Source organism: Acidovorax sp. LjRoot194, assembly GCF_964253015.1.
GTDB lineage: Bacteria > Pseudomonadota > Gammaproteobacteria > Burkholderiales > Burkholderiaceae_C > Acidovorax.
On record NZ_CAXUQB020000001.1, the window covers coordinates 2574259 to 2586646 of the forward strand.

11 protein-coding genes are annotated in these 12388 nt (G+C 67.7%); 2 read left to right on the forward strand and 9 right to left on the reverse strand.

Annotation, left to right across the window (positions count from 1 at the left end; translation table 11 throughout):
* Nucleotides 1-62: 62 nt before the first annotated feature.
* From bktB to ACSQ3N_RS11560, 3 genes are all read right to left on the reverse strand, one after another.
* Nucleotides 63-1247, reverse strand: coding sequence for a beta-ketothiolase BktB (gene bktB / locus ACSQ3N_RS11550; RefSeq protein ID WP_056168501.1), 1185 nt, complete (start codon nt 1245-1247; stop codon nt 63-65).
* Nucleotides 1248-1338: 91 nt separating this feature from the next.
* Complete coding sequence (locus ACSQ3N_RS11555) at nt 1339-2103, reverse strand: SDR family NAD(P)-dependent oxidoreductase (RefSeq protein WP_436146320.1); 765 nt, start codon at nt 2101-2103, stop codon at nt 1339-1341.
* Nucleotides 2104-2152: 49 nt separating this feature from the next.
* Nucleotides 2153-2668: a MarR family winged helix-turn-helix transcriptional regulator gene (locus ACSQ3N_RS11560; RefSeq protein ID WP_436146321.1), complete on the reverse strand. Its 516-nt coding sequence runs from the start codon at nt 2666-2668 to the stop codon at nt 2153-2155.
* Between the two features lie 76 nt (nt 2669-2744).
* On the opposite strand from ACSQ3N_RS11560, the gene ACSQ3N_RS11565 reads away from it, so the two are divergent.
* Nucleotides 2745-3629, forward strand: coding sequence for an EamA family transporter (locus ACSQ3N_RS11565; RefSeq protein ID WP_436146322.1), 885 nt, complete (start codon nt 2745-2747; stop codon nt 3627-3629).
* Nucleotides 3630-3731: 102 nt separating this feature from the next.
* Here ACSQ3N_RS11565 and ACSQ3N_RS11570 read toward each other — a convergent pair whose 3' ends face one another.
* Together ACSQ3N_RS11570 and ACSQ3N_RS11575 are read right to left on the reverse strand one after the other, a co-directional pair.
* Nucleotides 3732-4403 (reverse strand): RluA family pseudouridine synthase, encoded by a 672-nt coding sequence (locus tag ACSQ3N_RS11570; protein ID WP_436146323.1) that lies wholly within the window; start codon nt 4401-4403, stop codon nt 3732-3734.
* Nucleotides 4404-4419: 16 nt separating this feature from the next.
* Nucleotides 4420-6642: a PAS domain-containing hybrid sensor histidine kinase/response regulator gene (locus tag ACSQ3N_RS11575; protein ID WP_436146324.1), complete on the reverse strand. Its 2223-nt coding sequence runs from the start codon at nt 6640-6642 to the stop codon at nt 4420-4422.
* Between the two features lie 349 nt (nt 6643-6991).
* Here ACSQ3N_RS11575 and ACSQ3N_RS11580 point away from each other — a divergent pair, with 349 nt between their 5' ends.
* A complete protein-coding gene (locus tag ACSQ3N_RS11580; RefSeq protein WP_436146325.1) occupies nt 6992-7666 on the forward strand; it encodes an NAD(P)H-dependent oxidoreductase in 675 nt (224 codons plus the stop codon).
* A 69-nt stretch (nt 7667-7735) separates the two neighbouring features.
* Here ACSQ3N_RS11580 and ACSQ3N_RS11585 read toward each other — a convergent pair whose 3' ends face one another.
* The 4 genes from ACSQ3N_RS11585 to ACSQ3N_RS11600 are packed head-to-tail and all read right to left on the reverse strand — an operon-like array spanning nt 7736 to nt 11978.
* Entirely contained in the window at nt 7736-9139 is a 1404-nt protein-coding gene (locus ACSQ3N_RS11585) for an MFS transporter (protein WP_436146326.1), read from the reverse strand.
* Entirely contained in the window at nt 9129-10415 is a 1287-nt protein-coding gene (locus ACSQ3N_RS11590) for an acyltransferase family protein (protein ID WP_436146327.1), read from the reverse strand. The genes ACSQ3N_RS11585 and ACSQ3N_RS11590 overlap by 11 nt, the downstream gene beginning before the upstream one ends.
* A 49-nt stretch (nt 10416-10464) precedes the next feature.
* Nucleotides 10465-11562: a MerR family transcriptional regulator gene (locus tag ACSQ3N_RS11595; protein WP_082516939.1), complete on the reverse strand. Its 1098-nt coding sequence runs from the start codon at nt 11560-11562 to the stop codon at nt 10465-10467.
* 11 nt (nt 11563-11573) lie between these two features.
* Nucleotides 11574-11978 (reverse strand): FKBP-type peptidyl-prolyl cis-trans isomerase, encoded by a 405-nt coding sequence (locus ACSQ3N_RS11600; RefSeq protein WP_056168522.1) that lies wholly within the window; start codon nt 11976-11978, stop codon nt 11574-11576.
* Nucleotides 11979-12388: the final 410 nt, after the last annotated feature.

Genomic DNA, 12388 nt, shown 5'->3' on the forward strand with positions numbered 1-12388 from the left:
CAATGCAGGGTGGCAGCATCGCCGCTGGCGATGGCTGCCGCACCGGGCGGCGAAGGCATGGACTACATGCGCTCGAAGATCGCGGCGATGCCCTGGCCGCCGCCGATGCACATGGTCACCAGAGCGTAGCGGCCCTGCACGCGCTGCAGTTCGTGCAGCGCCTTCACGGTGATCAGCGCGCCGGTGGCGCCGATGGGGTGGCCCAGCGAAATGCCCGAGCCGTTCGGGTTGACCTTGGCCGGGTCCAGGCCCAGGTCTTGGGTGACGGCACAGGCCTGCGCGGCAAACGCTTCGTTGGCCTCGATCACATCGAGGTCCGCCACGGTAAGGCCGGCCTTCTGCAGCGCCGCCTGCGTGGCCGGCACCGGGCCGATGCCCATGTACTTGGGGTCCACACCCGCGTGGGCATAGGCCACCAGGCGGGCCAGGGGCTTGGCGCCGCGCGCCTTGGCGGCGCCGGCTTCCATCAGCACCAGCGCGGCGGCGGCGTCGTTGATGCCCGAGGCGTTTCCGGCCGTCACCGTGCCGTTTTCCTTGGCGAACACGGGCTTGAGCTTGGCCATGTCGGCCAGCGTGGCGCCGGGGCGAAAGTGCTCATCGGTCGCGTACGACACGTCACCCTTCTTGCTCTTCAAGGTCACGGGCACGATCTGGTCCTTGAAGTAGCCGGCGGCCGTGGCGCGCTCGGCGCGGTTGTGGCTCTCCACCGCCAGCTGGTCCTGCTGCTCGCGGCTGATGCCCCACTTGGCGGCGATGTTCTCGGCCGTCACGCCCATGTGGATGTTGTGGAACGGGTCGTGCAGCGCGCCGATCATCATGTCCACCATCTTGGTGTCGCCCATGCGGGCGCCCCAGCGCATGTTCAGGCTCGCGAACGGTGCGCGGCTCATGACCTCGGCACCGGCGCCGATGGCGACGTCCGTGTCGCCCAGCAGGATGGACTGGCTGGCGTTCACGATGGCCTGCAGGCCCGAGCCGCACAGGCGGTTGACGTTGTAGGCAGGGGTGCCCTCGCCGCAGCCGCCGTTAATGGCCGCCACGCGCGACAGGTACATGTCCCGGGGCTCGGTGTTGACCACATGGCCGAACACCACATGGCCGACGTCCTTGCCGTCCACGTTGGCGCGCGCCAGCGATTCCTTGACGACCAGGGCGCCCAGCTCGGTGGGCGGAATGTCCTTGAGGCTGCCGCCAAAGGTGCCGATGGCGGTGCGCACTGCGCTGACGACGACGACTTCACGGGTCATGGGGAGGTCCTTTCAGAGAGGTTTTGAATCAAATGGGCCGCTACCGCTTGTCCATCAAGCGCCAGCAGCTATCAAAATAGGAGCTTTCTGTTCACGCGTCCCGTACGTCAGCCACCGGGTTGGTGCCGAAATCGGCGCGGTCCAGCCAGGCCAGCACGCGCTCTGCGGCGTCGGCAGGCGACGTGAGCTGCCCGCCCGTCTTGAGGTTGGCAAAGTTCTGCTGGTCCGGGAAGGCATCGGGCGCAGCGCCGCGCAGCTGCACCTGCATGTCGGTGTCGATCACGCCCGGCGCCAGCGAGCACACCTTGGCGCCGTGGGGCTTGATGGCTTCGTCCAGCGCCACGCAGCGCGTGAAATGGTCCATGCCCGCCTTGGCCGCGCAGTACGCGGCTTGCGAGGCCATGGCGCGGCGGCCCAGGCCCGAGGAGATGTTGAGCACCTTGCGCGGCACGCTCGTCCACGCATCGGTGGCGCCCAGGAAGGCGGCGGTCAGCTGCATGGGCGCCTCCAGACCCACGCGCAGGGCGGTGGCCAGGTCGGCGGCATCGCTGCCGGACAGCGGGGCGATGCGCGGGATCATGCCGGCGTTGTTGATCAGCGTGGCGCTGGCAAACGCCTGCGGGCCCTGCGTTGCCAGCCAGGCCTGCAGCTTGTGCGCGGCCTGCTCGCCCTGCGACAGGTCGAGCTGCCATTGTTCGATGGTGACGCCTGCGGCCTTGGCCTCGGTGGCCAGGTCTGCGCTGGCGCTGCGGGCGATGCAGATCAGGGTGTTGCCGCTACGCAAAAGCTGCTGGACCATGGCCAGGCCCATGCCGCGCGATGTGCCGGTCAGGATGTAGAGGTGGTTTTGGGGCATCCCGCCATGTTACTGCGCAGTACGCATCGCCGAGCATGCCGGTGGGTAACTACTGCCCCGTGGGGGACTCCAGCGCCGACAGCAGCAACGACAGCCGTGCGTCCAGCGCGGCCAGGTCGGCGGCCTTGAGCGGCGCCAGGATGCGGTGCTCGTTGGCTACATGCGCCTCCACGGCCCGGTCGATGAGCGCCAGGCCCGCAGGCGTGAGCTGCACCAGCGAGCTGCGTGCGTCCTGAGGGTTGGGCAGCCGGGTGATCCAGCCGCAGGCTTCGAGCTTGCCCATGCGGTGCGTCATGGTGCCCGAGGTGACCATGAGCGTGGAAAACAGCGTGGTCGGCGCCAGGCAATACGGCGCGCCAGAGCGGCGCAGCGTGGCCAGCATGTCGAACTCCCACACGCTCAGGCCGAACTCGGCAAAGGTCTCGTCCAGCCGGCGCTCCAGCAGGGCGGTGCAGCGCTTGATGCGGCCGATCGGCCCCATGGGGCTGACGTCGAGGTCGGGGCGCTCGCGGTGCCACTGAGCCAGGATGGCGTCCACGGCGTCGGGTTGGCGTTGTGTGGCCATCGTGTCGGGCTTCAAAGTATCTTGATTTCAAGATTGTATGGTAGAGTTATTTATCTTGAATTGAAGATAAATAACCATGCAAGACACCCGCTCCGCTCCCTGGCTCGATGCGCTGACCACCGCGGTGGGCCCTGTGATCTGGGGTTCCACCTACATCGTCACCACCGAGCTGCTGCCGCCCGACCGGCCCTTCACCGCCGCGCTGCTGCGCACGCTGCCGGCCGGCCTGCTGCTGGTGCTGTGGTGCCGCCGCTGGCCGGCATGGGGCGACTGGACCGGCTGGCGGCGCCTGGTGGTGCTGGCGGCGCTGAACATCGGCGTGTTCCAGGCGCTGCTGTTCGTGGCGGCGTACCGGCTGCCGGGTGGCGTGGCCGCGGTGGTGGGCGCCATCGGCCCGCTGGTGGTGATGGGGCTGAGCTGGGCGATGGACCACCGGCGCCCACCCGCCGTGGCCCTGGCGGCCGGTGCCCTGGGCGTGCTGGGCATGGCGGCGCTGCTGCTGTCGCCCGGCGCACGCTGGGACATGGTGGGCGTGGCCGCAGCGCTGGTGGGCACGCTGTGCATGGCGGCGGGCACGTTCTGGTCGCGCCGCTGGCGGTCCGACCTGCCGGTGCTGGCCTTCACGGGCTGGCAACTGCTGGCGGGCGGCATCATGCTGGCGCCCGTGGCCTGGCTGGTGGACCCGCCGCTGCCCCCGCTGACCGCTGCCAACGTGGCCGGCTATGTGTACCTGAGCGTGGCGGGCGCTCTACTGGCCTATGCGCTGTGGTTCCGCGGCATTGCGCGGCTGCCGTCGGTGGCGGTGTCGTCGCTGGGCCTGCTGAGCCCGGTGACCGCCGTGGTGCTGGGCTGGGCGCTGCTGGGGCAGTCGATGCGGGGCATCTCGCTGGTGGGCATGCTGGTGGTGCTGGGCAGCATCCTGGCGGTGCAGTGGGCGATGTCGCGGCCGGCGGCGGCGTAGCCAGGAGTGCGGCTACCCGGACTGCTGCACGGAGCGGTCACATGCAGTTGCTATAGAAATAATAGCTGATAGCGCTTTATCAGAGCGCGGTAGGCCCTTCTTTTATTCAAAATTTGCAGGCCATTCCAGCGCCACCTCTGCCCCTGTGGCCGGGTGCAAAAAGCGCAGGTGGCTTGCATGCAGCAGCAGCCGCGGGGCTTGGGTCTGCGTGGCGGCATCGGCGTACAGCGCGTCGCCCAAAATGGGGTGGCCCACTGCGGCCAAGTGCACGCGCAGCTGGTGGGTGCGGCCGGTCACGGGCTCGAGTTCGACGTGGGTGGTGCCGGTGGCCGCGTTGTGACGCAGGGGCCGCCAGCGGGTGAGGCTGGGCTTGCCCAGCACGGCGTCGATCACGCGCAGCGGACGGCGCTCCCAGTCGGCGGCAATCGGCAGGTCGATGTCCTGCCAGGCCGTGGCATCGCCTGGGTGGGGCTGCATGCAGCCTTGCACCACCGCCTGGTAGCGCTTATGTACTTGGCGCTCGGCAAACGCGTGGCTCAGCCGCCGCTGGGCGTCGATGTGGCGCGCCATGATCACCAGGCCCGAGGTCGCTTGGTCAAGCCGGTGCACGATGAGCGCGCCGGGCCAGCGCTCTTGCGCGCGGGCGCTCAGGCAGTCCTGCTTGTCCGGCCCGCGTCCGGGCACGCACAGCAGGCCTGAGGGCTTTTGCAGCACCAGCAGGTCGGCGTCTTCGTACACGGCGTGCACCCCGGGCGCAGCCGACTCGGCGTGCATAGCGTGCACCGCCTGCTCAGGCCGAGTCATCGCCTGCTGCGCTACCGGCAATGAGCCGCTGCACCGTGGCGCAGAGCTCTTCCACATCGTTGGGCTTGTGGATCAAAGCGCGTGCGCCTTCGGCCAGCGCTTCCTGTTCGATCTCGGCCGTCACGTAGCCCGACGCCAGTGCCACCGGCAGGTCGGGGCGGATGAGCCGGGCCTCGCGCACCAGGTCCACGCCGCAGAACCCGGGCATGTTGTAGTCGGTCACCAGCAGGTCGTAGCAGTGGGGGGCGGCCCGCAGCGCGTCCGTGGCCTCGTGCGGGTCGGTGAAGCCGCTGACTTCGTAACCCCGGCGGCGCAGCAGCCGCTGCACCAAAAACACCAGCGCCTGGTCGTCGTCCACGTACATCACATGCGGCTTGCGCGGTGGCGGTGCGCAGTCGGCCACCTCGGGCTCGGGGGGCGGTGCGGCTGGCGGGGTGTGCGGCACAGGGGGCGGGGTGGGCAGGGTGCTGGCCGGCGCCACCGGAAAGTACAGCGTGAACCGGCTGCCCTGGCCGGGCGCGCTTTGCACGTCCACGCCGCCCTCGTGCGTGCGCATCACGCCATGCACCACCGCCAGGCCCAGGCCCGTGCCCTGGCCCACGGGCTTGGTGGTGAAGAAGGGCTCGAAGATGCGCTCCAGCGTGCCGGCGTCCATGCCCTGGCCGCTGTCGCGCACTGTCAGTGCCACGTAGTCGGCGGACGCCAGGCCCAGCCGCTCGGACAAGCGCAGGTCGGGCTGCACCGCGGCGGCCTCGACATGGATGCTGCCCCGCTCGGAACCCTGGCCCTGGATGGCGTGGACGGCATTGGTGCACAGGTTGAGCAGGGCCTGTTCTACCTGCGTGGCGTCGCCCAGTACGGGCGGCAGGCCCTGCTGCAGGTGCATGTGCAGCTCCACCGCCGGGGGCAGCGTCACGCGCAGCAGGCGCTCGGTGTCATGCACCACCTCGGCCAGCGACACGGCGGTGCGCCGGGGTGGCTCGTTTCGGCTGAAGGTGAGGATCTGGCGCACCAGATCGCGCGCGCGGCGGCCGGCTTTATCGATCTCCAGCAGGCTCTCCAGCACGGGCGAGTCGGGTGTGCAGTCGGCCTTGGCCAGCTCCACGTTGCCCAGGATCGCGCCCAGGATGTTGTTGAAGTCGTGCGCAATGCCGCCGGCCATGGTGCCCACGGCCTGCATCTTCTGCGACTCGCGCAGCTGCGCCTCCAGCTCGTTGCGGTGCGCCTCGGCCTTCTTGCGACCGGTCAGGTCGCGGGCGAACACCGTGGTGGTCTCGCCCTCGGCGTGGCGCTCGAACGAGACGCTGACTTCCACCGCCAGCTCCTTACCGCTGGCTGTCAGCGCCGTCATCTCGCCCAGCATGGCCTGCGTGGTGAGCTGCGCAAACGCCAGCGCTTGCGATGCGTCGGGCAGAAAGCGGTCGAGCGTGCTGCCCAGCGCGTCGCCTGCGCTGCACTGGAACAGCGCCGCCGCCGTGGGGTTGAATACGGTGATGCGCTGGTGCTGGTCCACACACAGAATGGCGTCGAGCGCCGAATTGATGATGGCCTCCAGCCGCTTTTCGCCGGCGTACAGCTGTTGGTTGCGCTGCTGCAGTGCCTGCGCGCTGTGCTGCAACGCCTGGCGCTCGGCCAGCACGGGGCCCTGGTCGATCACGGCGCACAGAAACTGCGGCATTGGCGGCCCGCTGGCCTGCGGCGCCTCGATGTGCGCGATGTGCAGGTCGCCGATGATGCGGGTGTCGTCGTTGATGCTGAACACCACCTCCTTGACCTCGCTGTGGCCCAAGTCCTCGGCCAGTGCGAAGGCCTCGCGCACGCGGCGGGCGTCCTGCTCGCGCACGAAGGGCATCAGCGCGGTCAGTGGCCGGTCGCGTTCGGTGGGCTGAAACGACCGGTGGGCCATGGAGTTGGCCTGCACCACCAGGTCGTGCTCGTCCACCACCATCAGCGCCAGGGGCACGCTCGCAAACAACGTCTCGAACCGCTCGTAAGCGCTCTCGGCCACGGTCTGGCTGTAGCGCAGCACCTTGTTCTGGCTTTCCAGCTCGGCCTGGTAGGCGCGCAGCTCGGCCACCAGGCCGTCGGCAGGCGCGCCAGGCTGCAGCGCGGGCGGGCCGGTGCGCACCACCGGTGGGCCCGGCCCACCGGCTGCCTCGGCGGGCATGCGGCGGGAAGGGTCCAGAAAAGACAGATCGGGTTCGCTCATGGGAAGAAGGCCGCGCGGTCTCCACGCAAATGCAGTGCAGGGCCAGTACCGTGCGCTGCCGGCAGTGCTGGGCTTGCGGAAGGGCCGCAAGGCATGCGCCGAAGTGTACGCCCGCAGGTGGCGGCGCGGCAGCGGGCGCCTGCAAGACCACAGGCTGCCAGGTGCGTTGCCCACGGCGCTTTTGGCCGCACCGGGCTGCTGCAAAAGCAGCGATTGTTGACCAAACGCGAACAATCCTTTTCCCGTTGATGGCTTACCGGGCGGCCGGGGCTTGCATACATTTCATATGCCGCAGCCTGACACAAGGCACGCGCAACCATCACGGCCCAGATCACAGGACTATTCCAACATGACCACTGCCAACAACAACACCACCACCGCTGCCGCTGCACAGCCGCTGCTCGACCAACTGCAATGGCGCTACGCCGCCAAGAAGCTGAACCCTGAAAAGAAGGTTCCGCAAGACAAGGTCGAGCGCATCCTGGAGGCCGCACGCCTGGCCCCCACGTCCAGCGGTCTGCAACCGTTCGAGATCATCGTTGTGACCGACCCCGCCGTGCGCGCCAAGATCCAGCCCATCGCCTGGAACCAGGCGCAGATCACCGACGGCTCGCACCTGCTGGTGTTCGCCGCGTGGGACAACTACACGGCCGATCGCATCAACATGATGTTCGACCTGACCAACGACCAGCGCGGCTTCAAGAACGAAGGCTGGGAGAACTACCGCCAAATGCTGCTGAGCAGCTACCCCCAGCGCGATGCGGAAGTGAACTTTCAGCACGCGGCCCGCCAGGCCTACATCGGCCTGAGCGCCGCCCTGATCGCTGCCGCTTTCGAGCAAGTGGACTCCACCCCCATGGAAGGGTTCGACCCCAATGCCCTGGACGAGATCCTGGGCCTGCGGGCACGCGGCCTGCGCAGCGTGTCGATCCTGCCACTGGGCTACCGTGCCGACGAAGGCGACTGGCTGGTGAACCTGAAGAAGGTGCGCCGCCCCCGCGAACAGTTTGTGACCGAGGTCTGAACCTGAGGCTTCAGGCGACCCATAAAAAAAATGCCGGGCACACGCCCGGCATTTTTCATGAAGCGGCGCTCAGCGGGCCACGGGTGCCGCATCCGTCACGCGGCGCATGGGCGTCAGCACCAGGGCCAGCGCAGCCAGCACCACCAGCGTGCCGCCGCTGGCAACGAACAGCTGGGTCAGCGTGACGCTCTTCATCAACCAGCCGGTGACGGCGGCAGAGATGGGCGCCAGGCCCATGAAGATGAACATGAACAGACTCATCGCGCGGCCCAGCAGCATGGGCGGCACGCGCTGCTGGATCCAGGTGAACACGCTCACCTGCATGAAGCCGCCCAACAGGCCGATGGCCAGCATCAGCGCAGCCCCCTGCCACACGGCGGTGATCAGGCCCATGGGCATGAACAGCGCGCCGATGATCGCGTCAAACGCGAGAATGGTCATGCCCAGGCTGCCGATGCGCAGCTTCGGCACCATGCCCGACACCACCATGCCGAGCAGCGTGCCTGCGCCATGCGCGCCCACGATGATGCCGAAGGCGGCCGCGCCCAGCCCGGGCGCGCTGCTGGCCAGCACCGGAATGGCAATGTGGATGGGCCCCATGATGAACAGCGCAATCGCGCTCCAGTAGAGAAAACAGGTGCGCAGTTCGGTGTCGCGCCAGAAGTGCACCAGGCCCTGCGCCACCGATGCCAGCACGGCCTGTGGTGGTGCTGCAGGTGCTGCGGCAGACGGTGCACCGCCACCGCCGAGCGTGCGCACCTGGGCTAACGTCCAGGCCGACACCGCAAAGCTCAGCGCATCGAGCGCAAACGCCAGGCCGATGCCGGTGGCGTTAGCGCGCGCTTCACTGCCGCCGCTGGGGTGCGCTGCGGTGGCATCCCCGAACAGCGCGATCAGCACGCCCGCCAGCAGCGGCCCGAGAAACATCGTGAGCTGGCGCAGGCCCAGGTTCACGCCGTTGGCGGCCTGCAGCTGGTGGCGGGCCACCACGTGCGGCATCATCGCAACGCCCGCCGGAATGCTGAACGCCGTGGCCAGGCCAATGGCCAGCGACAACGCATACACCATCCACAGCGTGAGGCTGCCGGCCAGCACCAGGGCGGCCAGCACGGCCAGCAGCACCAGGTTGATGTACTTGGTGATCATCAGCACCTGCTTGGGCGAATGGCGGTCCACCAGTGCACCGCCGATCAGGATGAACAGCGCACGCGGCACGCTGATGAGCGCCAGCACGGTGCCCAGCACCAGGGTGTCGCCGGTCATCTGCAGCACCAGCCAGGGCAGGGCGATGAGCGTGAACTGGTCGCCCAGCATCGACAGGAAGGCGCCGCCGGTCAGCCAGCGGAAGTTGCGGTCCTTGAGCAACGCGGCGCGCTGGTCCTGGCCTGCGGGGTTTGCCGGGCTTGAGGGGGCAGGCTGGGCATGTCCAGCGCGCGGCGGCGGGTTGTTGCGGGTGGGGCTGTCAGTGGGCATGGGCAGGTTCTCCAGATAAGGTGCGGGAATGGCGGTGGCCGTTGAGCAACTGGCCCACCGCGGTAAAACGAACGAACAGGTGGTAGCTGGCCAGGCACAGAGCCGTGGTCGCCAACACGTTGAGAAAAATCTTGGCAATCGCAGGGATGGGCACGCCATACAGCAGCGCGCCAAAGCCCACCGTCAGCGGCAGGTGCACCAGGTACACCCAGTACGCGCTGTCTGCCAGGTAGGCCAGCCAGGCCCGGGGCCGCGCCACATGCCGCAGAAACAGGCCGATGAGCGCAAAGCTCCACAGCCACGACGCCGCGTTGTAGGCCAGCGCCATCCAGAACTGCAGATGCCGGATGGCCGACACCGGCGCGGCCAGCACGTCGGTGAAGCCACCGGTCAGCAGCACCAGCGCAAAGGCCGATGCTTCGGGCTGGGCCAATATCTCTGACAGGAACCCGGTCACCACAAAGCACGCCAGCCCTGCAGCGGCGAACACCGGCCAATGCCTTTCGTAGCGCGCCATCAGCAGGCGCCGCTGGCTGTACAGGCACAGGCCGAACGCGTAGAACAAGCCGTTGTGCACCCATTCCGCCAGCGGCGGCAAAAACGACCCGCTCGGCGTGACGATGCCGTGGTCGTACTGCGCGCCGATCCACCCCAGCGGCAGCGTGAGCAGCACGCCACCCAGCGGCGATGCGCACAGCCATGCCACCGCAGCCTGCAGCGTGCGCTGCACCGCCTTGGGCAGCGCACGGGCCGCAGCCCACACCGGCGGGGTGAGCAAGGTCAGCCACAGCAGCATCCACAAAAACCACAGGTGCATGGTGGGTGGGCCCTGCGGCACATTGGGGCCGCGCGGCAGCAGGCTGCGGTCCAACCCCCAGACCCCCCAGGTGCCGTGCGCCATGCGGTGCAGGAACATCAGCCCGAGCAGCGCCGTCGCCATGAACAGCGGCGGCCAGAACACCACGAACGGCAGGCCCAGGCGGCGCACGCGGTGGCGGGCCATGCCGGCCAGGCCCCGCTGCTGCACCAGCAGCGCCACGAAGAAGCCCGCCAGGATGAAGAACAGCGGCATGCGAAACGCATGGATCACCGCCACCAGCAGGTCGGCCACCGGCGTGGACAGGTCGTCGTGCCACGGCAGGGGCGACGGTGCTGCCATGTACGCAATGGAGGCGTGCAGCACGATGCCCAGCCACATCATGGTGGCGCGCAGGTGGTCCAGCGCGTGCAGGCGCCCGGAGGCCGCGGCGGGAGAGGGGGAGGGGTCAGCAGTCATGTGTCGGTCAATCAAGAGACCGACTGTCAAGCCTCACGTTGCGTGAGGGTCAAGCGATTTTTGCTGCTTTTTTGCGTTGGGGTGGCGAGGACGCTTTCGCCGCCGTCTTCGCATCCGCTGCTGTGCCGTGTGCATGGGTGTGCGCATGACCGTGGGCCAGCGCGGCGTGCAGGTAGGCCCGCACGGGCGCGCTCAGCGGCGAGCCCGCCTGCAGCAAGGGCTCCTGCATCGACGCGGTGAGCAGCTTTTGGCGCAGTGCGGCGTCGCTGCGAGTCAGCTGGTTGAACAAGGCGTCCCAGTGCCGCACGGCGGCCGCACCGTCAGCGTGCTGCGGGGCCACGCCGCGCGCCAGCAGTTGCTGCACCCAGTCTTCCAGCGCCGCCCACTGCGTGTGGGATACATGACCCAGCGCGCGCAGGTCGTCGCGGGTCAGGTACTTGTCCAGCAGGTTCATGCGCAGCTTGATGGCCACTTCGACGTACTCGATCATCTCGCCCGGCGGCGCATGGTTGCGGCCATGGGTCGTGGGCTCGGTGCGGAACATGTGGCCCCAGCGCTCCAGCAGGTCCATGTCGCCGCCCATCCAGTGCAGCATCAGCGCCATCCAGCGGTATGCCAGCGCCTGCACCTCGGGGTCTTCGGGTGGCAACTGGCGGTCCATGGCACTCTGCACCAGCTCCTTCACCACCAGCCAATCGGACTCGATCAGGCTCCAGTTGGTGAAGATCTGCTTGAGCTCGGCCGAGCTGAAGTACTTGCCGTAGGTGGTCATCAGCGCCAGCGCTTCGAGCCAGTTGCCCATGTCGGGCTCGGCCCCCGCCATGAGCCCGTCGCGCAGCATGGTCAAGCGCCCCCGCAGTTCGGTGGCCTGCGATATCTGCTGGTCCAGCGCGCGGATCTGCTGGCCGATGATGCGTTCGGGCGCCATCGTGTCGCCCACCAGCAGGTCGCCGATGTCGCTGAGCGCCAAGCCCATCTGCCGCATCGTCTGGATGCCGTGCAGCCGCTGCACGTCGGCCTGGCTGTACAGCCGATAGCCCGCGTCCGACCGGCCCGAAGGCTTGAGCAGCCCGATCTCGTCGTAATGGTGCAGCGTGCGCACCGTGAGGCCGGTGCGCCGCGCGAGATCACCGACCTTCAGCAGCATGGGTCTTCTTCTTACTTGCGCACCGAGATCAGTTCGATCTCGAAGTTGAGCGTGCTGTTGGGCGGAATCACGCCACCTGCGCCCGCAGCGCCGTACGCAATGGCAGGTGGGCAGGTCAGCTTGGCCTTGCCGCCGGGCTTCATGCGCTGCACACCTTCGGTCCAGCAGGGGATCACGCGGTTGAGCGGAAACTCGGTGGGCTCGCCGCGCTTGTAGGAACTGTCGAACTCCTTGCCGTCGAGGAATGTGCCCTTGTAGTGCACCTTCACGGTGTCGGTGGACTTGGGCGAATCGCCTGAGCCTTCCTTCAAGGATTCAAACACCAGGCCGCTGGCGGTGGTGACGGGCTGGGCGGTTTGTGCCTGAGCAACTGGGGCAAAGGCAAGAGAGGCGAGCAGTGCGAGAAGAACACGCATGAAGAAAACTCCAGGAAAAAACAAAGGCCTGATGTTAGGGCCTTTCGCTTTTAGCGCATTGCATATTGCCGCAGTGTGTTTGACCCGTTGGTGAGTCTCACGGCGTCATGGCGACCCAAGACATGCGGTTGCTTGAGGTAGCAGAGGACCCAGTGATGCTGTTGGTATTTTTTCCGTCTGAATCGCTGATGGGGTTGGCGGAATTCCAGTCAGATTGAGCTCAGCGGACTCAATGCGCCACTCCGACTTGCGCAATGTGAAGTAGAGGATCTTTCTTGCGTAGAACTCAGTGGATTCATCTCCTGGCTTTGCGGGAGCCGTGCGACAGTTGAACCGTACCTCCATTTGAGTGCGATGGCGTTTTTTCGGACCCGACGAAACCTGCCGTGTCTCGCAAGTGGCGCGGACCC

What these genes read in the sequence shown, in the direction of transcription:
- ACSQ3N_RS11580 (WP_436146325.1), top strand. Translation starts at nt 6,992, where the DNA reads ATGACCACTGCCAACAACAACACCACCACCGCTGCCGCTGCACAGCCG.
- ACSQ3N_RS11600 (WP_056168522.1), bottom strand. Translation starts at nt 11,978, where the DNA reads ATGCGTGTTCTTCTCGCACTGCTCGCCTCTCTTGCCTTTGCCCCAGTT.
- ACSQ3N_RS11560 (WP_436146321.1), bottom strand. Translation starts at nt 2,668, where the DNA reads ATGGCCACACAACGCCAACCCGACGCCGTGGACGCCATCCTGGCTCAG.
- ACSQ3N_RS11595 (WP_082516939.1), bottom strand. Translation starts at nt 11,562, where the DNA reads ATGCTGCTGAAGGTCGGTGATCTCGCGCGGCGCACCGGCCTCACGGTG.
- ACSQ3N_RS11565 (WP_436146322.1), top strand. Translation starts at nt 2,745, where the DNA reads ATGCAAGACACCCGCTCCGCTCCCTGGCTCGATGCGCTGACCACCGCG.
- bktB (WP_056168501.1), bottom strand. Translation starts at nt 1,247, where the DNA reads ATGACCCGTGAAGTCGTCGTCGTCAGCGCAGTGCGCACCGCCATCGGC.
- ACSQ3N_RS11590 (WP_436146327.1), bottom strand. Translation starts at nt 10,415, where the DNA reads ATGACTGCTGACCCCTCCCCCTCTCCCGCCGCGGCCTCCGGGCGCCTG.
- ACSQ3N_RS11575 (WP_436146324.1), bottom strand. Translation starts at nt 6,642, where the DNA reads ATGAGCGAACCCGATCTGTCTTTTCTGGACCCTTCCCGCCGCATGCCC.
- ACSQ3N_RS11555 (WP_436146320.1), bottom strand. Translation starts at nt 2,103, where the DNA reads ATGCCCCAAAACCACCTCTACATCCTGACCGGCACATCGCGCGGCATG.
- ACSQ3N_RS11570 (WP_436146323.1), bottom strand. Translation starts at nt 4,403, where the DNA reads ATGCACGCCGAGTCGGCTGCGCCCGGGGTGCACGCCGTGTACGAAGAC.
- ACSQ3N_RS11585 (WP_436146326.1), bottom strand. Translation starts at nt 9,139, where the DNA reads ATGCCCACTGACAGCCCCACCCGCAACAACCCGCCGCCGCGCGCTGGA.